Genomic DNA, 20786 nt, shown 5'->3' on the forward strand with positions numbered 1-20786 from the left:
AGGTTTTAGTTGCTGTGCGAAAGCCGTCGACCCGTCCGCCGAAGCTTTAGCGAAGGCGGAACAGCGTCGCTCAAAACAAACGCCGCGGCGTATGGGTCCCTGCGTTCGCAGGGACGACGAAGCCGAATCGCGCCGCGCTTGCGAGAACTAGATGTCCAGGACCAGCTTCAGGCAGGCCTTCTCGAGGCGGGTCTGCAGGACAGCGAGCTTATCCGTGAGTTCGTCGAGTTCGCGGTCGTCGAATGTCTCGAAGATGAATTCGTTCAGGGCCTCCTGCTGCGAGGCCAGACTTGCCAGCTGCTTGTAGGTCCTGTCGGTCAGGGACATCAGGACGATCCTGGCGTCCTCGGTCGAGGGCTTTCGGCGTATGAAGCCCTTCTTTTCCAGGAGTTTGGATTGGGTCGTGACGAATGACGAATCAACGTGCAGCTTTTTCGACACCACGTTGACGGGCACACCATCGTCCTGGTCGATTTCCGCCAACGCCATCAGGATCATCCATTGCGGCCCGCTGATGCCAAGCGCCTTGCCCCAGAAGTAGCGAAGTTCTTCAAGGTGCACGCTGATAGCGGCGATCACCCAGGATAATCGCCGGATCACGTCTTGATTCTTGCTGGCGCTGCCGCCCGAGCTCGCGCGTTTGGCGAGAGCCGGTGGGCCCACGCTCCTCTTGTTGTTCGCTCCCATAGCCCATCTTGATCGGATTCTTTTGCGAGACAAGCAAAAAAGATTGCTGATTAACTCAATAATCTGGCCGCGCGGCCGATCCGGGTGACCCATGCCGGGGCGCCGTTGCCGAAAAGATACATCGGTCCATCAATCGATATCTGACTAAATAATCTATTTTGATTAAAAAACGGATGCATGCATATTCCCGTCCGACGGCTGGGGGGTCCTGGATCGTCCCGTTAGGTGGTTCGCTCAAGTCCCGCGCGTCATGTGGGTAGTCCGAAGGCGCAGAACGACTGAGCGGTTTGCAACGGAACAAGGGAGCCAATCCTCAAGGTGTTTAGGCACAGAGCGGATCTGGAACCCTCCTGACAGAGCAACTTGGAGGTTTATTATGAACACGATTAAGAGCCTTATCCTCGGCTCAGCGGCGGGTCTTCTCGCCATGAGCGGGGCTCAGGCGGCCGATCTTCCCGTCAAGGCCAAAGCGGTCGAATACGTGAGAATCTGCTCCCTGTATGGTGCCGGTTTCTTCTACATTCCGGGCACCGACACCTGCATCAAGCTCGGTGGTTATCTGCGCGTCGACACCACGTTCAACGGCAACGGCACCCAGGATGCGCCGGCCTGGACCGGCGATCCGGGTCAGGTCAATCGCTACCGCGATTATTTCACCACCCGTTCGCGTCTCGCCTTCACCGTGGATACGCGCACCGCGACCGAATACGGCGTCGTCCGTACCTTCGGTCAGGCCGATTTTCAGTTCGATACTTTGGGCAGCGCGACGTTCAACCCGAACTCGCTCGCCACCAACCTCGGCAACAACGGCAACCTCTTGAACTCCGCCGGCGGCGGCTACACCGCGGTCGAGTTGGTGTTCCTGCAGTTCGCCGGTTTCACCTTCGGTAAGTCGGCGTCCGCCTATGCCACGCCCTGGCATGGCTATCCGGGCAACAACTCGTCCTCGCTGATCGGCGGCCACGACACCGTCACCGGCGTCAACAACATCCAGTACACCGCGCAGTTCGGCAACGGCGTGTCGGGCACCATCGGCCTCGACGATCCGACCGTGTTCAACCGCACCGCAGTCTTCGACCTCTCGACCGGCCTCAACGCCACGGGAACCACCGGAAACGCCTATGACGGCGTGCATGCGCCCGACATCGTCGGCAACATCCGCATCGACCAGGCCTGGGGTCTGTTCCAGATTTCGGCCGCAGCCCATGAAGTCGGCGCGTCCTACAATATCCTGACCGCGGCGACCGCGGCTCCGACCAATTTGTCGGAAATCTCCGGTCACCCCGACACCAAATGGGGCGGTTCGGTGATGGCTGCCTTGAACATCAAGAACATCCCGACCGGTGCCGGCGACGACCTCAAGATCGATGCGACCTACGCCAAGGGCGACACCAAGAACGTGATCTCCACGAGCGGTGCCTCGCCGAGCTTTGCGATGTTCAGCGGCAGCGGCCGCGCCTTCCAGAGCGTCGGCTTCGGCGCCACCACGGACGCGATCTACCAACCGACCGCCTTCGGCGGCACCGGCGATTTGAAGCTGACGGAAGCTTACGGTTTCCGCGGTGCGTTCAACCACAACTGGGATCCGTTCTGGTCGTCCAGCCTGTTCGGCAGCGGATCCTGGGTGCACTACAGCGGTTCGTCCGCCGACCTCTCCACGGCGAAGGGCCAATTCTGCGCCCAATACGTCGCCAGCAACAAGCTGACGGCCGCCACTACCTCGGCGGACTTCAGCTGCAACCCGGACTACGCCGTCTTCCAGGTGGGTGCGATCACCCGCTGGACGCCGGTCAAGAACCTGACGTTCTCGGGTGAAGTCATGTACACGCGCCTCGATCAGAAGTTCACGGGTGCCGCTGTACTGACGCCCTCGGCCCCCAAGCCGACAGCGCTCTATGAGTTCAAGAACCAGGACACGGTCTCGTTCAACGTTCGGGCCCAGCGCAACTTCTGATCCCGATCCTCTGACAAGATTAAGACAGGAAAACTCCGGACCCGGAACGGTCCGGAGTTTTTCTTTTGCGCGCCGGTCGACCGCGACGAAGGGCGAAAATCAACATGAGAATTAGTAAAAAACATTATTTACTTAAGTAATTTTTTGGAGTAATTTGCAGATGTAGCCGGCGAGATCGTTTGTCGGCCTTGTCTCGGGGAGACGACACCTACTTTATGATAGACCTCCAAAACCACCGGCAATGCCCTGCCGGTGGTTTTTATCTTTTTGGGAGGTCGCAAGCCGGGCTTCGATGGCCCGCCGGTAAAGGGGGTTCCGACGCAATCGCCGACCGGTTTCCGGGCAACAGCGGCATGCCGGTCCGGATTTGGACTTGGGGTCAAGTCCGACCGACTGATTCCCGACGGTACCCCGTGAGGCCCGCAGCCCCGAGCGGAACCTCCGGCGTCACCGCGGGCGAAATGAAGCGGGCGAATCCGTCATTATTGGGCAAAAGGCCCGCGAAAATCGGTCTTTCGTTATTTTTTGGCTATTTTGCTCCGCTTTGGGTATTCGTTCATCTTCCCTTCAGGGACAAAAGCGCCTCTCCTAACAGGACTTAGACCGACGTCCCGCCGGGGGGCTGGCGGCGGGGGCATCACGGAAAACACATGCTGGATCTTGCAATTGTTGGCGGCGGGCCGGGTGGGCTCATGAGCGCCTGGTATCTCAAACGGAAGCTGGGGGAGCTTTGCCGCGTCACCATCTTTGAGGCGTCCGATCGCCTCGGCGGCAAGATTCTGACGCGCAAATTCGATTCCGCGCCCGCAATGTATGAGGCCGGCGTCGCCGAGATATATGACTACTCGATGACAGGCCCGGACCCGCTGCGCGAGCTGATCCAGCATTTCGGCCTGCAGACGATTCCAATGGATGCCGAGCAGGTGCTTCTCGACGGCGACCTGCTAGGCGACGTGCCGGGCATGCGCCGCAAATATGGCGCCAAGACCGCCGACGCAATCGAAGCGTTCCGCAAGCGCTGCACCGAGATGGTGTCGCCGATCGAATATTATGAAGGCGTCGGCGCGCACGACAACGAACATCCCTGGGCCTACCTCACCGCCGAGGAACTGCTCGACAAGGAAGTCGACGATCCCGTTGCAAAGCGTTTCCTGAAGGTGATGGCGCGCTCCGATCTCGCCACCGAAACCCACAACACCAACGGGCTCAATGCGCTGAAGAATTTCGTGATGGATGTCGAGGGCTATATCGGCCTCTATTCGATCCAGAACGGCAACGAGCAGTTGATCGACTGCCTGCAGTCCGAGGTCGACGCCGATATCCAGCTCAATCATCGCGTCCTCAAGGTCGGCAAGACCGCCTCCGGCCGCTATCAGCTCAACATGATGAACGGCAAGGGACCGGAGACGCGGGACTTCGACCTGGTGCTGATGTGCCTGCCGCATTCCTGGCTCGCGACCATGCGCTGGGACGGCGAGGAACTGCGCAAGTCGATGGTCAGGCACGTCGCCTATTTCGACCGGCCGGCGCATTACTTACGGGTCTCGATCCTGTTCGACGAGCCGTTCTGGGGCGAGAAGATCCCAGGCGCGTGGTTCATGTCGGAGGCGTTCGGCGGCTGCTGCGTCTACAATGAGGGCGCGCGCCACGACGTCGGCAAACATGGCGTGCTGAACTGGCTGATCGCCGGTTCCGACGCGCTCGCGTTCGCCAATCTCGGCGATCAGGAACTGATCGACGCCGCGCTAAAATCGCTGCCGGCCTCGCTCGGCGACGCGCGCGCGCATTTCCTGGAAGGCAAGACCCATCGCTGGCTGTCGTCGGTGAACGCTCTGCCGGGCGGGTTGCCGGCGCGCGACGTCATGAGCAATCACCGGCCCGAACCGCGGCAGCATCCCGGCCTGGTGGTGGTCGGCGATTACCTGTTCGATTCGACGCTGAACGGGCTGTTGGATTCCTCCGACGCCGCCACCGACATCATCCTCACCGAGATGATGCGGTTGCGCCGCGTCCGCGGCGACGGCGGCAAGCCGCCGTCCGACAAGATCGACCGCGGCTATTTCGAGAATTATCGCGGGCTTGGTCCTTATCGTGAGGTCTGGAGCCACTTCACCGATCCCGTCTATCTGACCGAGCTCATCAGGATCGTCTGGAACCGGGCCAAGGGCTACAAGCTCCTGGTGGCAGGTTCCGCCAGCGGCGAACTGGTTGGCGCGCTGCGTGATCGCGGCATCGATGCATGGGGCATCGAGAACAACCGCGCCATCCATGCGCAGACGCCGAAGGCGCTCAAGAAATTCAACAAGCTCGGGTCGATTGTCGACATGCCGTTCAAGAACGGCGAATTCGATTTCGTGTTCGAGACGAGCCTTTGCCATGTCGCGCAGAAACAGGTTCCGCGCGCGGTTCGCGAATTGAACCGCGTGGTCAAGACCGGCCTCGTGTTCGGATCGGTGACCTCGGACATGGCGCCGGCGCTGATCGACCGCTACGATCTGCTGCGCGGGGTTAAGAAGCTCGGCACCTGGTGGGAATGGTCGGAATTGTTCTTCGGCAACGGTTTTGATCTCTCGATGCACCGCCGCGACTGCACCGATGCGTTGTGGGCGGCAACACTCGCCGCCAACAAGGGACCCGGCCAGTGGTACGCCGACTCCGACAGCCTGCGTTATTCGTTCTTTGACAAGGTCGCCGCCGACGACTGAGCGCATTATTGGTTAATCCAATTATTTTGCTGAATGCGCGGCAATCGCTTAGGATCGACGCGGTGGTTTGAAAAGGCCATCTCCCTCGATTTTGCGGTCATACCGGCCGTGCAGCTTCGGTTGGTGTCATGGCTCGTAAGCCTTCTTCATCGGAGAACAAGTTGCCCGCGCCGGCGGATGATGGCGCTGGCCCCGAGCTCGATGAGAAGCTCCCCGCGAAAGTAGAAGTTCCCGGTCGCCTCGTCGTCGACAAGGCCGATTCGCCGCCGCCGCCCGATGACGATGACGAAGAGGACGGCGACGACGAGCTTGATAGCGGCGACGAAGAGGACGAGGAGGATCTCGTCGTCTTTACTGCCAAGGAAGCCGCCGGCGCGCTGGCGACGATCTATGCGTTCGTCAAGCCGTTCCTGAAAAACTACAAGCGGATGCTGGCCTTCGTCGGCCTCGGCGTCCTGGTCGAGACGCTGTTCAACGTCTTCATGCCGCTCAGCCTGAAGTTCCTGATCGACGATGCGCTCGGCGAGGAGGATTTCCAGGCCCTCTACAAGATTCTCGGCGCGCTCGCGGTTGCGGGGATCTTCACCTCGATCGTCGCGGTCTGGTATGAGCGCTGGGACGCCCGGCTGTCGTCTTGCATTATATCAGACGTACGGAAACGTCTGTTCGAGCACATCCAGAACCTGCCGTCGTCCTACTTCGCCCGCACCAAGCGCGGCGAGATATTGTCGCGCTTTTCCGTCGATCTTGCGGCCTTCGAAGGCTCGATCAAGGGCTTTGCCAACTCTGCCGCACTGCCGTTCTTCGAATTGATCGCGGGCATCATCCTGATGCTGTTCTTGAACTGGCAGCTCGCCGCGGTGTCATTATTGGTGTTCCCGATCACGCTGATCGGCCCGCGAATCCTGACGCCAAAGGCGGTGCAGGCCAATTACGAACAGAAACTCAACGAATCCGCGCTGCTCGGCATGGTGCAGGAGAACGTGGCGGCGCAAGCCGTGATCAAGGCGTTCAGCCTGCAGCGGCGGACGCTCGGCTGGTTCACGATGCGCAACGACGAGGCGCGCCGCAAGATCGCGTCGGCGGCGTTCCTCTCGACCATGGTGGAGCGCACCGTCACGATCTCGGTGTTGTTGCTGCACCTCGTGGTGCTCGCGATCGGCGCCTATCTCGCCACTAAAGGCCACATCACCATCGGCACCTTCGTGACCTTCGAGAGCGCGTTCTGGGAGGTGTCCTACAACATCGCCCACATCATGCATTTCATCCCGGTATCGATCCAGTCGGCCGCCGCGGTGCGCCACATTCAGGAACTCCTGGACGAGCCGACGCGCGGCGCCGACCGTCCCGGGGCCCCGGACCTGCCGCGCATCACCAACGACATCGCGTTCGACCGCGTCACCTTCCAGTATGAAGGTAGCCAGACGCCGGTGCTGAACAATCTCAGCCTCAAGCTCAATGTCGGCAAGAGTATCGCCATCGTCGGCCCGAGCGGCTCCGGCAAGAGCACGCTGCTTAATCTGATCCTCAGGCTTTACGTGCCGGATGAGGGGCGCGTCACCATCGACGGCGTCGATATCAGGCGGGTGACCCGCGAATCGCTGCGGGCGAGCATGGCGGTGGTGTTTCAGGAGAACATGCTGTTCAACATGTCGATCCGGGAAAACATCCGGCTCGGCAAGGAGGGGGCGACTGACGAAGAGGTCGAGCAAGCAGCGCGCAAGGCCGAGATCCACCGCTACATCATGAGCCTGCCGCAGAAATACGACACCCTCGTCGGTGAGCGCGGCGATACGCTGTCGGGCGGCCAGCGCCAGCGCATTGCGATCGCGCGCGCGATCGTCCGCGATCCCTCGATCCTGTTGCTCGACGAGGCGACCTCGGCGCTCGATCAGACCACCGAAGCCGCGATCAACAAGACGCTGCTAAAACTCGCCAAGGGCCGCACCATCATCTTCTCGACCCACCGCCTGACCTCGGTGGTCGACATGGACGAGATCATCGTGATTTCGGGCGGCGAGGCGATCGAGCGCGGCTCGCATGAGCAGCTCTTGGCGGCCAATGGTGTCTATCGAAAACTCTGGGACGACCAGAGCCACAAACCGCATCAGGATGCCGATCAGGCCGACGATGATGAGGAGGATGACGAGGATTGAGCGGGAACTTCGCTTCCTTGCGCCGGGAAAGCAAATAAGCCTTTAGCTTCAGGCCCAACCCGGCAGGGGACGACGGAGCAGCGGCTCTATAATACCCGGGTAAAATTAGGCCAGCTCGCCGTCCCGCCCGCCGCAGATCGTTTTCGAGGCTTGCGGCGATTGCGCGCGAAGTGCTGATTCTGCAGGCGGCAGAGGCGCTTCTCGGCCTTGTGTTTCGCCTTGACTTGACTATCTAGCGTCGATACAACGCGCGCACTTAACGACAGGCGGTGAGCGACGCCAGAGTCGGAACGGACAACCCTTTCAAATGCCCCGCCTAATTTTCGGGGACTTAAGAAGGGCACCAACCTCGACGCATGCCGCTCAAACGCTGTCGATTATAGCTAGGCAATGCCAGGACGATCTTGGTTCTCTTGAGCAGTTCTCTTGAGATTGATTTCGGATGCATGACCTCGGTAGCCGGCTGACCAGCTCACGCTGATCGGCCACGACTCGCGGTCCTCTGTGGCGTCGAAGCGCTTCCGCTCAGCAATGGGCGGTTGGCGCGATTTCGCTTTGCGCGGGTGTTTTCGCGTGATGCGGCCGGATGGGACCGGTAGTCCCGAATGAATTTGCGGAACTGATTTTCCGGTTCCGCACGAATAAAAGGGTGAAGGCTGACATGCCGACGATCAACCAGCTGATCGCAAGTCCGCGGACGGTCCAGAAGTCGCGCAAGAAGGTGCCGGCGCTGCAACAGTCGCCGCAGAAGCGTGGCGTTTGCACGCGCGTCTACACCACGACCCCGAAGAAGCCGAACTCGGCGCTTCGTAAGGTCGCCAAGGTGCGCCTGACCAATGGCTTCGAGGTGATCGGCTACATCCCCGGTGAAGGCCATAACCTTCAGGAGCACTCGGTGGTCATGATCCGCGGCGGCCGCGTCAAGGATTTGCCCGGCGTGCGCTACCACATTCTCCGCGGCGTGCTGGATACCCAGGGCGTCAAGAACCGTAAGCAGCGCCGTTCGAAGTACGGCGCGAAACGTCCGAAATGACCGGAGCGTAGCGAGGGTCATCCCCGGGCGAACGAAGTGAGACCCGGGGATCTGGATCAACAAGTTTAAGACGTGGATGGCCGGGACGAGCCCGGCCATGACGAAGGAATAAAGAGATGTCGCGCCGCCATTCTGCCGAAAAGCGTGAAGTGCTTCCGGATCCCAAGTTCGGAAACATCATCATTACGAAATTCATGAACTCGGTGATGTACGCCGGGAAGAAGTCGGTCGCCGAAGGCATCGTCTACGGTGCGCTCGGCATGATCGAGACCAAGACCAAGCAGAGCCCGCTGACGGTTTTCGAGCAGGCGCTGGAAAACGTCATGCCGACCATCGAAGTCCGTTCGCGCCGCGTCGGCGGCGCCACCTATCAGGTGCCGGTCGAAGTCCGCACCGTGCGCCGGCAGGCGCTCGGCATTCGCTGGATCATCACGGCGGCGCGTGAGCGTAATGAAAAGACGATGACGGAGCGGCTCTCGGCCGAGCTGCTTGACGCGTCGAATGGCAGGGGAAACGCCGTCAAGAAGCGTGAAGACGTGCACCGGATGGCGGAAGCCAACCGTGCCTTCTCGCACTATCGCTGGTAACGGCGAAACAACGGAATTTAAGGAACAACCCATGCCCCGCGTTCATGCCATAGAGGACTACCGCAACTTCGGTATCATGGCGCATATCGATGCCGGCAAAACTACGACCACCGAGCGGATCCTTTATTATACCGGCAAAAGCCACAAAATCGGCGAAGTGCACGAAGGTGCCGCGACGATGGACTGGATGGAGCAGGAGCAGGAGCGCGGCATCACCATCACGTCGGCCGCGACCACTGCGTTCTGGAACGGCAAGCGCCTCAACATCATTGACACCCCCGGCCACGTCGACTTCACCATTGAAGTCGAGCGTTCCTTGCGCGTGCTCGACGGCGCGGTGTGCGTGCTCGATAGCAACCAGGGCGTTGAGCCGCAGACCGAAACCGTCTGGCGCCAGGGCGACAAGTACCGCGTGCCGCGCATCGTCTTCGCCAACAAGATGGACAAGACCGGCGCCGACTTCTTCAAATGCCTCGATGATATCGTCGACCGCCTCGGCGCCAAGCCGATCGCGATCCAGCTGCCGATCGGCGCCGAGAATAATTTCAAGGGCCTGGTCGATCTGGTCCGCATGAAGGGCGTGGTCTGGGAAGACGAGGCGCTCGGCGCCAACTTCAAGGACATCGATATTCCCGCCGACCTCGTCGACAAGGCCAAGGAATACCGCGAGAAGATGCTGGAAGCCGCCGTCGAACTCGACGACGACGCGCTCGCCGCTTACCTCGACGGCAAGGAGCCCGATGAGGCGACGCTGAAACGGTTGATCCGCAAGGCGGTGCTGACGGGCGCGTTCTTTCCGGTACTGTGCGGTTCGGCGTTCAAGAACAAGGGCGTGCAGCCGCTGCTCGACGCGGTGGTGGATTATCTGCCCTCGCCAGTCGACGTGCCCGCCATCAAGGGCGTCGATGAGGACGGCAACGAAGTCGTTCGCCTGCCGAACGACAAGGAGCCGCTCGCGCTGCTCGCGTTCAAGATCATGGACGACCCGTTTGTCGGCACCATCACGTTTTGCCGCATCTATTCCGGCACGCTTTTGTCGGGCACCGGCGTCATCAATTCGACCCGCGACCGCAAGGAGCGGATCGGGCGGATGCTCTTGATGCATGCCAACAACCGCGAAGACATCAAGGAAGCCTATGCCGGCGACATCGTAGCCCTTGCAGGCCTGAAGGAAGCCCGCACCGGCGATACGCTGTGCGATCCGAACAAGTCGGTGATCCTGGAAAAGATGGAATTTCCGGAGCCGGTGATCGAGATCGCGATCGAGCCGAAGTCGAAGGCCGACCAGGAAAAGCTCGGCGTCGCGCTGGCAAAGCTCGCCGCGGAGGATCCGTCGTTCCGGGTGTCGACCGATCAGGAGTCCGGCCAGACGATTCTGAAGGGCATGGGCGAACTGCATCTCGACATCAAGGTCGACATCCTTCGCCGCACCTACAAGGTCGATGCCAACATCGGCGCGCCGCAGGTGGCGTTCCGTGAGCGCATCACCAAGAAGGCCGAAGTCAAGTACACGCACAAGAAGCAGACCGGCGGTACCGGTCAGTTTGCCGAAGTGTCGATCGTGGTCGAGCCGAACGAGCCCGGTAAAGGCTATGAGTTCGAATCGAAGATCGTCGGCGGCGCGGTGCCGAAGGAATTCATCCCCGGCGTCGAAAAGGGCCTCAACAGCGTGCTCACTTCGGGCGTGGTCGCCGGCTTCCCGGTGGTCGACGTCAAGGTGCAGCTCGTCGACGGCAAGTATCACGACGTCGACTCGTCGGCGCTGGCCTTCGAAATCGCCTCGCGCGCGGCATTCCGCGAGGCGCTGCAAAAGGGCAAGTCGGTCCTGCTCGAGCCGATCATGAAGGTCGAGGTGGTGACGCCGGAAGACTATACCGGTTCCGTCATCGGCGATCTGAATTCGCGGCGCGGGCAGATCCAGGGTCAAGACATGCGCGGCAACGCCAACGTCATCAATGCGATGGTGCCGCTCATGAACATGTTCGGTTACGTGAATAACCTGCGCTCGATGAGCCAGGGCCGCGCAACCTTCACGATGCAGTTCGACCACTACGCGGAAGCGCCGGCGAACGTGTCGGCAGAAGTCCAGAAGAAGTTTGCCTGATTGTCGTTAGCGGCAGTTAACGACTGAACGGAGAGTCAAATGGCCAAAGCAAAGTTTGAACGTAATAAACCGCATTGCAACATCGGAACGATCGGTCACGTCGACCACGGCAAGACGTCGCTGACGGCGGCGATCACCAAGGTGCTGGCGGAATCCGGCGGTGCGACGTTCACTGCCTACGACCAGATCGACAAGGCGCCGGAAGAGAAGGCGCGCGGCATCACGATTTCGACCGCTCACGTCGAGTACGAGACCAAGAACCGGCATTACGCCCACGTCGATTGTCCCGGCCACGCCGACTATGTGAAGAACATGATCACCGGTGCCGCCCAGATGGACGGCGCGATCCTGGTGGTGTCGGCGGCCGACGGCCCGATGCCGCAGACCCGCGAACACATCTTGCTCGCAAAGCAGGTCGGCGTTCCCGCGATGGTCGTGTTCCTCAACAAGTGCGACATGGTGGACGATCCGGAACTGCTCGAACTGGTTGAGCTCGAAGTCCGCGAATTGCTGTCGAAGTACGATTTCCCGGGCGACAAGATCCCGATCGTCAAGGGCTCGGCGCTGGCAGCCCTTGAGGACAAGGACAAGACGCTCGGCCACGATGCGATCCTCGAGCTGATGAAGCAGGTCGATTCGTACATTCCGCAGCCGGAGCGTCCGATCGACCAGCCGTTCCTGATGCCGGTGGAAGACGTGTTCTCGATCTCGGGCCGCGGCACCGTGGTGACCGGTCGCGTCGAGCGCGGCGTGATCAAGGTCGGCGAGGAAATCGAGATCGTCGGTCTGCGCGATACCCAGAAGACCATCGTCACCGGCGTCGAGATGTTCCGCAAGCTGTTGGATCAGGGTCAGGCCGGCGACAACATCGGCGCGCTGCTGCGCGGTACCAAGCGCGAGGAAGTCGAGCGCGGTCAGGTCTTGTGCAAGCCGGGTTCGGTCAAGCCGCACACCAAGTTCAAGGCCGAGGCTTACATCCTGACCAAGGAAGAGGGCGGGCGTCACACCCCGTTCTTCACCAACTACCGGCCGCAGTTCTACTTCCGCACCACCGACGTCACCGGCGTCGTGCATCTGCCGGAAGGCACCGAGATGGTGATGCCGGGCGACAACATCGCCATGGAAGTGCACCTGATCGTGCCGATCGCGATGGAAGAAAAGCTGCGCTTCGCGATCCGCGAGGGTGGCCGCACCGTCGGTGCCGGCGTCGTCGCCAGCATCATCGAGTAAGAAACTATCCGTCGTCATGCCCGGCCTTGTGCCGGGCATCCACGACTTCCTTTTTTAGACGTGGATGGCCAGGACATTAGTGGGAAGACGCGCTTCGCGCTTTAGCCCGGCCACGACGGAACAGAGAGACAACGGCAATGAACGGCCAGAATATTCGCATACGTCTCAAGGCGTTCGACCATCGAATCCTCGATTCGTCGACGCGTGAGATCGTGAACACGGCGAAACGGACCGGTGCACAGGTTCGCGGACCTATCCCGCTGCCGACCCGCATCGAGAAGTTCACCGTCAACCGTTCGCCGCATGTCGACAAGAAGAGCCGCGAGCAATTCGAGATGCGCACCCACAAGCGCCTTCTCGACATTGTCGATCCGACACCGCAGACCGTGGACGCGCTGATGAAGCTCGACCTCGCCGCCGGCGTCGACGTCGAAATCAAGCTCTAACTTTTTAAGCCCGTCCGAAAAGTTCACGGACAGAAAGAACAGGAAGCACGCCGATGCGCTCCGGAGTGATCGCACAAAAGGTCGGGATGACGCGGGTCTTTACGGAGACCGGCGAACATATCCCTGTGACCGTGCTGAAGCTTGGCAATTGCCAGGTCTTGGGTCACCGCACGACCGAGAAGAACGGGTATGTTGCGCTGCAGCTCGGCTCGGGCGCCCGCAAGACCGTCTATCTGCCGAAGGCGGAACGCGGCCAGTTCGCGGTCGCCAAGGTCGAGCCCAAGCGCAAGGTCACCGAATTCCGCGTGTCGGAAGACGCGCTGATCCCGGTTGGCGCCGAAATTCAGGCCGACCATTTCGTGGTCGGCCAGTTCGTCGATGTCACCGGCACTTCCGTCGGTAAGGGCTTTGCCGGCGGCATGAAGCGCTGGAATTTCGGCGGCCTTCGCGCCACCCACGGTGTCTCGGTGTCGCATCGTTCGATCGGTTCGACCGGCGGACGCCAGGACCCCGGCAAGACCTTCAAGAACAAGAAGATGCCCGGCCACATGGGTGTCGATCGCATCACCACGCTCAATCTGCGCGTGGTGCAGACCGACGTTGAGCGCGGCCTGATCCTGGTCGAGGGCGCCGTTCCCGGCTCCAAGGGCGGATGGATCGCGGTGCGCGATGCCGTGAAGAAGGCGCTGCCGAAAGACGCGCCGAAGCCCGGCAAGTTCCGCCTGGCGGAAGCCAGCGGCGAGCAGGCAGCAGTTGCGCCGGCCGAGCAGGAGGGCGCGTGAGATGGAATTGAAAGTCACAACCCTTGAAGGCAAGGAAGCCGGTTCGATCCAGCTTTCGGACGCCATTTTCGGTCTCGAGCCGCGCAAGGACATTATCCAGCGTTGCGTGCAATGGCAGCTCAACAAGCGTCAGGCCGGAACCCACAAGGCCAAGGGCCGCGCCGAAATCTGGCGCACCGGCAAGAAGATGTACAAGCAGAAGGGCACCGGCGGCGCGCGTCACGGCTCGGCCCGGGTGCCGCAGTTCCGCGGCGGCGGCCGTGCGTTCGGTCCGGTGGTGCGATCGCATGAAACCGATCTGCCGAAGAAGGTCCGTGCACTGGCGCTGCGCCACGCGCTTTCCGCGAAAGCAAAAGACGGCGGGCTCATCGTGATCGAATCCGCAAAGCTCGAGGCCGCCAAGACCAAGGCGCTGATCGGGCACTTCTCGGGCCTCGGCCTGACCAATGCGCTGATCATCGACGGCGCTGAGCTCAACAACGGCTTTGCCACCGCCGCCCGCAATATCCCGAACATCGACGTGCTGCCGATTCAGGGCATCAACGTCTATGACATTCTGCGCCGTCAGAAGCTGGTGCTGACCAAAGCGGCGCTCGATGCGTTGGAGGCGCGCTTCAAATGAAGAATATCGATCCGCGCTACTACGACATCATCGTTTCCCCTGTGGTGACCGAAAAGGCGACGCTCGCCTCCGAGCACAACAAGGTGCTGTTCAAGGTCGCGAGCAAGGCGACCAAGCCGCAGATCAAGGAAGCGGTCGAGAAGCTGTTCGACGTCAAGGTCAAGAGCGTCAACACGCTGGTGCGCAAGGGCAAGACCAAGGTGTTCCGCGGCAATTTCGGTTCGCAGTCGGACGTCAAGCGCGCGATCGTGACCCTCGAAGAGGGCCACCGCATCGACGTCACCACCGGGCTATAAGGCGATTACGACGATGGCATTGAAAACATTCAACCCCACGACGCCGGGCCAGCGCCAACTGGTGATGGTCGATCGTTCGGCGCTCTACAAGGGCAAGCCGGTCAAGGCGCTGACCGAGGGCAAGCAGTCCTCGGGCGGCCGCAACAACACCGGCCGCATGGTCGTGCGCTTTCGCGGCGGCGGCCACAAGCAGGCCTATCGCATCGTCGATTTCAAGCGCACCAAGATCGACATGCCGGCGACCGTGGAGCGTCTGGAATACGATCCGAACCGCACCGCCTTTATTGCACTGGTCAAATATACCGACGGCACCCAAGCCTATATCCTCGCCCCGCAACGTCTGGCCGTCGGCGACACTGTGATCGCCGGCAATCATGTGGACGTGAAGCCGGGCAACGTCATGCCGCTCGGCAACATGCCGATCGGTACCATCATCCACAATGTGGAATTGAAAATCGGCAAGGGCGGCCAGCTCGCCCGTTCCGCCGGCACCTACGCCCAGATCGTCGGCCGCGACCAGGACTACGTGATCGTTCGTTTGAACTCGGGCGAGCAGCGCCTGGTTCACGGCCGCTGCACCGGCACCATCGGTGCGGTGTCCAATCCGGATCACATGAATATTTCGATCGGCAAGGCCGGTCGCAACCGCTGGCTCGGCCGCAAGCCGCATAACCGCGGCGTCTCCATGAACCCGGTCGACCATCCGCATGGCGGCGGCGAAGGCCGCACCTCCGGCGGCCGTCATCCGGTGACGCCATGGGGCAAGCCCACCAAGGGCAAGAAGACCCGCTCCAACAAGTCGACCAACAGATTCATTCTCATCAGCCGCCACAAGCGGAAGAAGTAAGGAACGCCGGACATGGTTCGTTCAGTCTGGAAAGGCCCGTTCGTCGAAGGCTCGCTGCTCAAGAAGGCAGATGCCGCGCGCGCGTCCGGCCGTCATGACGTGATCAAGATTTGGAGCCGTCGCTCGACCATCCTGCCGCAGTTCGTCGGCCTGGTGTTCGGCGTCTACAACGGCCAGAAGCACGTGCCGGTATCGGTCAACGAGGAAATGGTCGGTCACAAGTTCGGCGAGTTCTCGCCGACCCGGACCTTCCACGGCCATTCGGGCGACAAGAAAGCCAAGAAGGCTTGAGGATCTAAGCGATGAGCAAAGCAAAGCGCGAACGGAGCCTCCCGGACAACGAGGCCAAGGCGGTCGCCCGGATGCTGCGGGTGAGCCCGCAGAAGCTCAATCTGGTGGCGCAATTGATCCGCGGCCGAAAGGCTTCGGCTGCGCTCGCCGACCTGCAGTTTTCGCGCAAGCGGATCGCGGTCGACGTCAAAAAGTGCCTCGAATCGGCGATCGCCAACGCCGAGAACAATCACGATCTCGATGTCGACGAGCTGATCGTCTCGGAAGCGCATGTCGGCAACGGCATCGTCATGAAGCGTTTCGCCCCGCGCGGCCGTGGCCGCTCGGGCCGTGTCTTTAAACCATTCTCGCAGCTGACGATCGTGGTTCGTCAGGTCGAGGCGAGCGCTTAAATCGGGCGCGGGAGAATACGATGGGTCAGAAGATCAATCCAATTGGCTTGCGTCTCGGCATCAACCGGACGTGGGATTCCCGTTGGTTCGCCGGCAAGAACGAATACGGCAAGCTGCTGCACGAGGATGTCAAGATCCGCGAGATCCTGCACAAGGAGCTCAAGCAGGCAGCGGTCGCCCGGATCGTGATCGAGCGTCCGCACAAGAAGTGCCGGGTGACGATCCATTCGGCGCGTCCGGGCGTCGTGATCGGCAAGAAGGGCGCCGACATCGACAAGCTGCGCAAGAAGGTTGCCGATATCACCGCTTCCGACGTCGTCATCAACATCGTCGAAATCCGCAAGCCCGAGCTCGACGCGACGCTCGTCGCCGAATCGATTGCCCAGCAACTCGAGCGCCGCGTCGCGTTCCGCCGCGCCATGAAGCGCGCGGTGCAGTCGGCGATGCGTCTTGGCGCCGAGGGCATCCGTATCAACTGCTCGGGCCGTCTGGGCGGTGCCGAAATCGCGCGGATGGAATGGTATCGCGAAGGCCGCGTGCCGCTGCATACCCTGCGCGCCGACATCGATTACGGGGTGGCGACCGCGTTCACCACCTTCGGCACCTGCGGCGTCAAGGTCTGGATCTTCAAGGGCGAGATCCTCGAGCACGATCCGATGGCCCAGGACAAGAAGATGGCCGAAGGCGACACGGCGCGGCCGCGCCGCGACGCCGCCTGACGCGCGATCAATAGAGAAGGTTTGAGGGCGCAAAGCCATGATGCAACCAAAGAAAACGAAGTTCCGGAAGGCGCATAAGGGCCGCATTCACGGCACCGCGACTTCGGGCGCGACGTTGTCGTTCGGCCAGTTCGGGCTGAAGGCGATGGCGCCCGAGCGCCTCACCGCGCGCCAGATCGAAGCCGCCCGCCGCGCGCTGACCCGTCACATGAAGCGCGCCGGCCGCGTCTGGATCCGGATTTTCCCGGATGTCCCGGTGTCGAAGAAGCCCGCCGAAGTGCGCATGGGCTCGGGCAAGGGTACGCCGGAATTGTGGGTGGCCCGCGTCAAGCCGGGCCGGGTGATCTTCGAGATCGACGGCGTCACCGTGCAGACCGCGAAGGAAGCACTGTCGCTGGCGGCCGCCAAACTGCCGATCAAGACGCGCTTCGTTGCGCGCATTGCGGAATGAGGAAGTGATCATGGCCGAGATGAAAACCGCCGATATCCGCGCGATGAGCCCCGATCAGATGGACGATGCCGTCCTCAATCTGAAGAAGGAACGTTTCAACCTGCGCTTCCAGCGCGCCACCGGGCAACTGGAAAACACCTCGCGGCTGCGTGAAGCGCGCCGCGACATCGCCCGTATCAAGACCATCGCCGCGCAGCAGCGCGCGAAGAAGAAGTAAGGGGCCTTAAAATGCCAAAACGTACGCTTCAGGGCGTGGTCGTCAGCGACAAGCAGGCCAAGACGGTTGTGGTGCGGGTGGACCGCCGCTTCACCCATCCGATCTACAAGAAGACGATCCGCCGCTCGAAAAACTATCACGCGCACGACGAGAACAACGAGTTCAAGCCGGGCGACATGGTGTGGATCGAGGAGAGCAAGCCGATCTCGAAGTTGAAGCGCTGGACCGTGGTCCGGGGCGAACAGAAAACTGCCTGAAGTCTGTTCAGCTTAGCTGAACAACCTGCAGGAAAATTTTAAGCGCGACTTAGCGCATCAGAAAGAGGACGAGGTGCATCAATGATTCAGATGCAGACCAACCTCGACGTGGCCGATAATTCAGGCGCACGCCGTGTCATGTGTATCAAGGTGCTTGGGGGCTCCAAGCGCCGCTATGCCACCGTGGGCGACGTCATCGTGGTGTCGATCAAGGAAGCGATCCCGCGCGGCAAGGTCAAGAAGGGCGACGTGATGAAGGCCGTGGTGGTGCGGGTCCGCAAGGACATCCGCCGCGCCGACGGTTCCGTCATCCGCTTCGACCGCAACGCCGCCGTGTTGATCAACAACCAGTCGGAGCCGGTCGGCACGCGTATTTTCGGACCGGTGCCGCGCGAGCTGCGCGCCAAGAACCACATGAAGATCATCTCGCTTGCGCCGGAGGTGCTGTGATGGCTGCCAAGATCCGCAAGGGCGACAAGGTCGTGGTTTTGTCCGGCCGCGAGAAGGGCCGCACCGGCGAGGTGTTCGAAGTGCGTCCCGACGAGAACCGGGCGCTGGTGCGCGGCATCAATCTGGTGAAACGCCACCAGAAGCAGACCCAGGCGCAGGAAGGCGGCATCATCTCCAAGGAGTCGCCGATCCATTTGTCCAACATTGCGATCGTCGGCAAGGACGGCAAGCCGACGCGGGTGGGTTTCAAGATTCATGCGGATGGCAAGAAGGTACGTATTGCCAAACGCTCGGGAGCAGAGATCGATGGCTGAGACCGCATACACCCCGCGCCTGCGCGCGGAATACGACAAGAGCATCCGCACCAAGCTGACGGAACAGTTCGGCTACGCCAACCTCATGGAGGTGCCGCGGCTCGACAAGGTCGTGCTCAACATGGGCGTCGGCGAAGCCGTCAACGACCGCAAGAAGGCCGAGCTGGCGGCCGCCGACCTGTCGCTGATCGCCGGCCAGAAGGCGGTTGTGACCTATTCGCGCGTCGCGATCGCGACCTTCAAGCTGCGTGAAAACCAGCCGATCGGCTGCAAGGTCACGCTGCGCAAAGCCAAGATGTACGAGTTCATCGATCGCCTGGTGAACGTCGCGCTGCCGCGCGTGCGCGACTTCCGCGGGCTGAACCCGAAGAGTTTTGACGGCCGCGGCAATTACTCGCTCGGTATCAAGGAGCACATCATTTTCCCCGAAATCGACTTCGACAAGATGGGGGAGACGTGGGGCATGGACGTCACCGTTTGCACCACGGCGCGCACCGACGACGAGGCGCGAGCCTTGTTGACCGCATTCAATTTCCCGTTCCGGCAGTGAGTAGCTGACAAGCCTCTCAAACGCGGAAACCCAGGAGCCAAGCATGGCAAAGAAGAGTTCGATCGAGAAGAACAACCGGCGCAAGCGGATGTCCAAGAACGCCGCCCCAAAGCGCGCGAAGCTGAAGGCGATCATCGCCGACAAGAAGAAGCCGATGGAAGAGCGGTTCGCCGCGACGCTGAAGCTTGCCGAAATGCCGCGCAATTCGTCGACCACCCGCATCCGCAACCGCTGCGAGATGACCGGACGGCCGCGCTCGATCTATCGCAAGAACAAGCTCAGCCGGATCGCGCTGCGTGAACTCGGCTCCAAGGGCCTGGTTCCCGGGCTCGTGAAGTCGAGCTGGTAAGGAGGGTCGTCACATGTCAACGCACGATCCGATCAGCGATCTCATCACCCGCATCCGCAACGCGCAGATGCGCGCCAAGCCCAAGGTCTCGACCCCGGGCTCGAAAATGCGCGCCAATGTGCTCGAAGTGCTGAAGACGGAAGGGTACATCCGCGGCTATGCCAGCGTCGAGCACGCTTCTGGCCGCAGCGAGCTTGAGATCGAGCTGAAATATTTCGACGGCGAGCCGGTGATTCGCGAGATCGAGCGGGTATCGAAGCCGGGGCGGCGGGTTTATGCCTCGGTGAAGAACCTGCCGCGGGTGAACAACGGTCTCGGCATTTCGGTGTTGTCGACACCGAAGGGAATCATGGCTGACCACGAAGCGCGCGAAGCGAATGTGGGCGGCGAAATTCTCTTCACGGTGTTCTGAGGAAGGATTCTAGCCATGTCACGTATTGGCAAGCGGCCTGTGACGGTACCAACGGGCGTTACCGCGACCGTCGAAGGACAGACCGTGAAGATGAAGGGGCCGAAGGGCCAGCTTCAGTTCGTCGTCCATGACGACGTCGAGGTGAAGTTCGAGAACGGCGTCATCAAGGTTGCGCCGCGGGTCAAGACCAACCGCGCGCAGGCGATGTACGGCACCGCACGCGCGCAGGTCGCAAACCTCGTGGCCGGCGTCACCAAGGGTTTCGAGAAGAAGCTCGAGATCACCGGTGTCGGTTATCGCGCAGCACTGCAGGGCAAGAACCTGCAGCTCGCGCTCGGCTACAGCCACGACGTCGTCTATGCGATCCCGGAAGGCATCGCGATCACGGTGCCGAAGCCGACCGAGATCACCATCACCGGCAATGACAGCCAGCGCGTCGGCCAGGTCGCCGCCGAGATCCGCAGCTACCGGCCGCCGGAGCCCTACAAGGGCAAGGGCGTGAAATACGCCGACGAGTTTATCTTCCGCAAGGAAGGCAAGAAGAAGTAACGGAGCCGGTCATGTCGAGATTGAAAATTACGAATGCCCGGCGCAAGCAACGCGTGAGGTTGTCGTTGCGCCGTACCGCCAGCGGCCGCCCGCGGCTTTCGGTGTTCCGCTCGTCGAAGCACATCTACGCCCAGGTCATCGACGACCTCAAGGGCGAGACGCTGGCGTCGGCGTCTTCGCTGGAGAAGGCGATGCGCGAGGCCGGTAACACCGGCGCCAACATCGCCGCGGCGAAAGCCGTCGGCAAGCTCTTGGCGGAGCGCGCGGTCAAGAACGGCGTCACTGAAGTCGTGTTCGACCGCGGCGGCTATCTCTATCACGGCCGCGTCAAGGCGCTCGCGGATGCCGCGCGCGAAAGCGGATTGAGCTTCTAACTGGATTGAACG

Annotated in this window: 26 protein-coding genes; 25 read left to right on the plus strand and 1 reads right to left on the minus strand. The window is 61.4% G+C overall.

Features of this window, described 5'->3' with window-relative positions; translation table 11 throughout:
- Positions 1-147 precede the first annotated feature (147 nt).
- Positions 148-663: a MarR family winged helix-turn-helix transcriptional regulator gene (locus B5526_RS32950; protein ID WP_244562121.1), complete on the minus strand. Its 516-nt coding sequence runs from the start codon at positions 661-663 to the stop codon at positions 148-150.
- 400 nt (positions 664-1063) lie between these two features.
- Here B5526_RS32950 and B5526_RS32955 point away from each other — a divergent pair, with 400 nt between their 5' ends.
- The 25 genes from B5526_RS32955 to rplR all read left to right on the plus strand — a co-directional run bounded on the left by B5526_RS32955 (position 1064) and on the right by rplR (position 20774).
- On the plus strand, positions 1064-2641 hold the full coding sequence (locus B5526_RS32955; RefSeq protein WP_079543866.1) for a porin: 1578 nt from the start codon (positions 1064-1066) through the stop codon (positions 2639-2641).
- 650 nt (positions 2642-3291) lie between these two features.
- On the plus strand, positions 3292-5346 hold the full coding sequence (locus B5526_RS32960) for an FAD-dependent oxidoreductase (protein ID WP_079543867.1): 2055 nt from the start codon (positions 3292-3294) through the stop codon (positions 5344-5346).
- Between the two features lie 128 nt (positions 5347-5474).
- Entirely contained in the window at positions 5475-7502 is a 2028-nt protein-coding gene (locus B5526_RS32965) for an ABC transporter ATP-binding protein (protein ID WP_079543868.1), read from the plus strand.
- 661 nt (positions 7503-8163) lie between these two features.
- Positions 8164-8535 (plus strand): 30S ribosomal protein S12, encoded by a 372-nt coding sequence (gene rpsL / locus B5526_RS32970; RefSeq protein ID WP_029584567.1) that lies wholly within the window; start codon positions 8164-8166, stop codon positions 8533-8535.
- A 116-nt stretch (positions 8536-8651) separates the two neighbouring features.
- Entirely contained in the window at positions 8652-9122 is a 471-nt protein-coding gene (gene rpsG / locus B5526_RS32975; RefSeq protein ID WP_079543869.1) for a 30S ribosomal protein S7, read from the plus strand.
- A gap of 31 nt (positions 9123-9153) precedes the next feature.
- On the plus strand, positions 9154-11226 hold the full coding sequence (gene fusA, locus B5526_RS32980) for an elongation factor G (RefSeq protein WP_079543870.1): 2073 nt from the start codon (positions 9154-9156) through the stop codon (positions 11224-11226).
- Positions 11227-11265: 39 nt separating this feature from the next.
- Positions 11266-12456, plus strand: coding sequence for an elongation factor Tu (gene tuf, locus B5526_RS32985; RefSeq protein WP_079543871.1), 1191 nt, complete (start codon positions 11266-11268; stop codon positions 12454-12456).
- Positions 12457-12593: 137 nt separating this feature from the next.
- Complete coding sequence (gene rpsJ / locus B5526_RS32990; protein WP_011473876.1) at positions 12594-12902, plus strand: 30S ribosomal protein S10; 309 nt, start codon at positions 12594-12596, stop codon at positions 12900-12902.
- A gap of 53 nt (positions 12903-12955) precedes the next feature.
- Positions 12956-13684, plus strand: coding sequence for a 50S ribosomal protein L3 (gene rplC / locus B5526_RS32995; protein WP_079543872.1), 729 nt, complete (start codon positions 12956-12958; stop codon positions 13682-13684).
- A gap of 1 nt (position 13685) precedes the next feature.
- Positions 13686-14306, plus strand: coding sequence for a 50S ribosomal protein L4 (rplD, locus tag B5526_RS33000; RefSeq protein ID WP_079543873.1), 621 nt, complete (start codon positions 13686-13688; stop codon positions 14304-14306).
- The gene (locus B5526_RS33005) at positions 14303-14602 is read left to right on the plus strand and encodes a 50S ribosomal protein L23 (RefSeq protein ID WP_079543874.1); all 300 of its coding nucleotides are present in this window, start codon (positions 14303-14305) and stop codon (positions 14600-14602) included. Before rplD ends, B5526_RS33005 begins: the two co-directional genes overlap by 4 nt.
- A 13-nt stretch (positions 14603-14615) precedes the next feature.
- A complete protein-coding gene (gene rplB, locus B5526_RS33010) occupies positions 14616-15449 on the plus strand; it encodes a 50S ribosomal protein L2 (protein WP_079543875.1) in 834 nt (277 codons plus the stop codon).
- A 12-nt stretch (positions 15450-15461) separates the two neighbouring features.
- Positions 15462-15740, plus strand: coding sequence for a 30S ribosomal protein S19 (gene rpsS / locus B5526_RS33015; RefSeq protein ID WP_027536815.1), 279 nt, complete (start codon positions 15462-15464; stop codon positions 15738-15740).
- Positions 15741-15751: 11 nt separating this feature from the next.
- Positions 15752-16132, plus strand: a complete 381-nt coding sequence (gene rplV, locus B5526_RS33020) for a 50S ribosomal protein L22 (protein ID WP_079543876.1) — start codon at positions 15752-15754, stop codon at positions 16130-16132.
- Positions 16133-16152: 20 nt separating this feature from the next.
- Positions 16153-16851: a 30S ribosomal protein S3 gene (rpsC, locus tag B5526_RS33025; protein ID WP_079543877.1), complete on the plus strand. Its 699-nt coding sequence runs from the start codon at positions 16153-16155 to the stop codon at positions 16849-16851.
- Positions 16852-16888: 37 nt separating this feature from the next.
- Entirely contained in the window at positions 16889-17302 is a 414-nt protein-coding gene (gene rplP, locus B5526_RS33030; RefSeq protein ID WP_079543878.1) for a 50S ribosomal protein L16, read from the plus strand.
- A 10-nt stretch (positions 17303-17312) separates the two neighbouring features.
- Positions 17313-17519, plus strand: coding sequence for a 50S ribosomal protein L29 (gene rpmC, locus B5526_RS33035; RefSeq protein WP_029584556.1), 207 nt, complete (start codon positions 17313-17315; stop codon positions 17517-17519).
- A gap of 11 nt (positions 17520-17530) precedes the next feature.
- Positions 17531-17776 (plus strand): 30S ribosomal protein S17, encoded by a 246-nt coding sequence (gene rpsQ, locus B5526_RS33040; protein WP_079543879.1) that lies wholly within the window; start codon positions 17531-17533, stop codon positions 17774-17776.
- Positions 17777-17857: 81 nt separating this feature from the next.
- Entirely contained in the window at positions 17858-18226 is a 369-nt protein-coding gene (gene rplN, locus B5526_RS33045; protein WP_011473865.1) for a 50S ribosomal protein L14, read from the plus strand.
- A complete protein-coding gene (rplX, locus tag B5526_RS33050; RefSeq protein ID WP_079543880.1) occupies positions 18226-18540 on the plus strand; it encodes a 50S ribosomal protein L24 in 315 nt (104 codons plus the stop codon). Before rplN ends, rplX begins: the two co-directional genes overlap by 1 nt.
- Positions 18533-19090 (plus strand): 50S ribosomal protein L5, encoded by a 558-nt coding sequence (gene rplE / locus B5526_RS33055; protein WP_079543881.1) that lies wholly within the window; start codon positions 18533-18535, stop codon positions 19088-19090. The genes rplX and rplE overlap by 8 nt, the downstream gene beginning before the upstream one ends.
- Positions 19091-19133: 43 nt before the next feature.
- Positions 19134-19439: a 30S ribosomal protein S14 gene (rpsN, locus tag B5526_RS33060; protein WP_079543882.1), complete on the plus strand. Its 306-nt coding sequence runs from the start codon at positions 19134-19136 to the stop codon at positions 19437-19439.
- A 13-nt stretch (positions 19440-19452) separates the two neighbouring features.
- Complete coding sequence (gene rpsH, locus B5526_RS33065; RefSeq protein ID WP_079543883.1) at positions 19453-19851, plus strand: 30S ribosomal protein S8; 399 nt, start codon at positions 19453-19455, stop codon at positions 19849-19851.
- A 15-nt stretch (positions 19852-19866) separates the two neighbouring features.
- Positions 19867-20400 (plus strand): 50S ribosomal protein L6, encoded by a 534-nt coding sequence (gene rplF / locus B5526_RS33070; protein WP_079543884.1) that lies wholly within the window; start codon positions 19867-19869, stop codon positions 20398-20400.
- A gap of 11 nt (positions 20401-20411) precedes the next feature.
- Positions 20412-20774 (plus strand): 50S ribosomal protein L18, encoded by a 363-nt coding sequence (rplR, locus tag B5526_RS33075; RefSeq protein ID WP_079543885.1) that lies wholly within the window; start codon positions 20412-20414, stop codon positions 20772-20774.
- Positions 20775-20786: the final 12 nt, after the last annotated feature.

Source organism: Bradyrhizobium lablabi, assembly GCF_900141755.1.
GTDB lineage: Bacteria > Pseudomonadota > Alphaproteobacteria > Rhizobiales > Xanthobacteraceae > Bradyrhizobium > Bradyrhizobium lablabi_A.

Bases quoted from the DNA above. Each gene is read 5' to 3' on its own strand.
- tuf (WP_079543871.1), top strand. From the start codon at position 11,266: ATGGCCAAAGCAAAGTTTGAACGTAATAAACCGCATTGCAACATCGGA.
- B5526_RS32955 (WP_079543866.1), top strand. From the start codon at position 1,064: ATGAACACGATTAAGAGCCTTATCCTCGGCTCAGCGGCGGGTCTTCTC.
- rpsQ (WP_079543879.1), top strand. From the start codon at position 17,531: ATGCCAAAACGTACGCTTCAGGGCGTGGTCGTCAGCGACAAGCAGGCC.
- rpsG (WP_079543869.1), top strand. From the start codon at position 8,652: ATGTCGCGCCGCCATTCTGCCGAAAAGCGTGAAGTGCTTCCGGATCCC.
- rpsH (WP_079543883.1), top strand. From the start codon at position 19,453: ATGTCAACGCACGATCCGATCAGCGATCTCATCACCCGCATCCGCAAC.
- rpsS (WP_027536815.1), top strand. From the start codon at position 15,462: ATGGTTCGTTCAGTCTGGAAAGGCCCGTTCGTCGAAGGCTCGCTGCTC.
- rplF (WP_079543884.1), top strand. From the start codon at position 19,867: ATGTCACGTATTGGCAAGCGGCCTGTGACGGTACCAACGGGCGTTACC.
- rplD (WP_079543873.1), top strand. From the start codon at position 13,686: ATGGAATTGAAAGTCACAACCCTTGAAGGCAAGGAAGCCGGTTCGATC.
- rpsN (WP_079543882.1), top strand. From the start codon at position 19,134: ATGGCAAAGAAGAGTTCGATCGAGAAGAACAACCGGCGCAAGCGGATG.
- rplR (WP_079543885.1), top strand. From the start codon at position 20,412: ATGTCGAGATTGAAAATTACGAATGCCCGGCGCAAGCAACGCGTGAGG.
- rpmC (WP_029584556.1), top strand. From the start codon at position 17,313: ATGGCCGAGATGAAAACCGCCGATATCCGCGCGATGAGCCCCGATCAG.
- rplP (WP_079543878.1), top strand. From the start codon at position 16,889: ATGATGCAACCAAAGAAAACGAAGTTCCGGAAGGCGCATAAGGGCCGC.
- rplV (WP_079543876.1), top strand. From the start codon at position 15,752: ATGAGCAAAGCAAAGCGCGAACGGAGCCTCCCGGACAACGAGGCCAAG.
- fusA (WP_079543870.1), top strand. From the start codon at position 9,154: ATGCCCCGCGTTCATGCCATAGAGGACTACCGCAACTTCGGTATCATG.
- B5526_RS32960 (WP_079543867.1), top strand. From the start codon at position 3,292: ATGCTGGATCTTGCAATTGTTGGCGGCGGGCCGGGTGGGCTCATGAGC.
- rplB (WP_079543875.1), top strand. From the start codon at position 14,616: ATGGCATTGAAAACATTCAACCCCACGACGCCGGGCCAGCGCCAACTG.
- rplX (WP_079543880.1), top strand. From the start codon at position 18,226: ATGGCTGCCAAGATCCGCAAGGGCGACAAGGTCGTGGTTTTGTCCGGC.
- rpsC (WP_079543877.1), top strand. From the start codon at position 16,153: ATGGGTCAGAAGATCAATCCAATTGGCTTGCGTCTCGGCATCAACCGG.
- rpsJ (WP_011473876.1), top strand. From the start codon at position 12,594: ATGAACGGCCAGAATATTCGCATACGTCTCAAGGCGTTCGACCATCGA.
- rpsL (WP_029584567.1), top strand. From the start codon at position 8,164: ATGCCGACGATCAACCAGCTGATCGCAAGTCCGCGGACGGTCCAGAAG.
- rplE (WP_079543881.1), top strand. From the start codon at position 18,533: ATGGCTGAGACCGCATACACCCCGCGCCTGCGCGCGGAATACGACAAG.
- B5526_RS33005 (WP_079543874.1), top strand. From the start codon at position 14,303: ATGAAGAATATCGATCCGCGCTACTACGACATCATCGTTTCCCCTGTG.
- rplC (WP_079543872.1), top strand. From the start codon at position 12,956: ATGCGCTCCGGAGTGATCGCACAAAAGGTCGGGATGACGCGGGTCTTT.
- B5526_RS32965 (WP_079543868.1), top strand. From the start codon at position 5,475: ATGGCTCGTAAGCCTTCTTCATCGGAGAACAAGTTGCCCGCGCCGGCG.
- rplN (WP_011473865.1), top strand. From the start codon at position 17,858: ATGATTCAGATGCAGACCAACCTCGACGTGGCCGATAATTCAGGCGCA.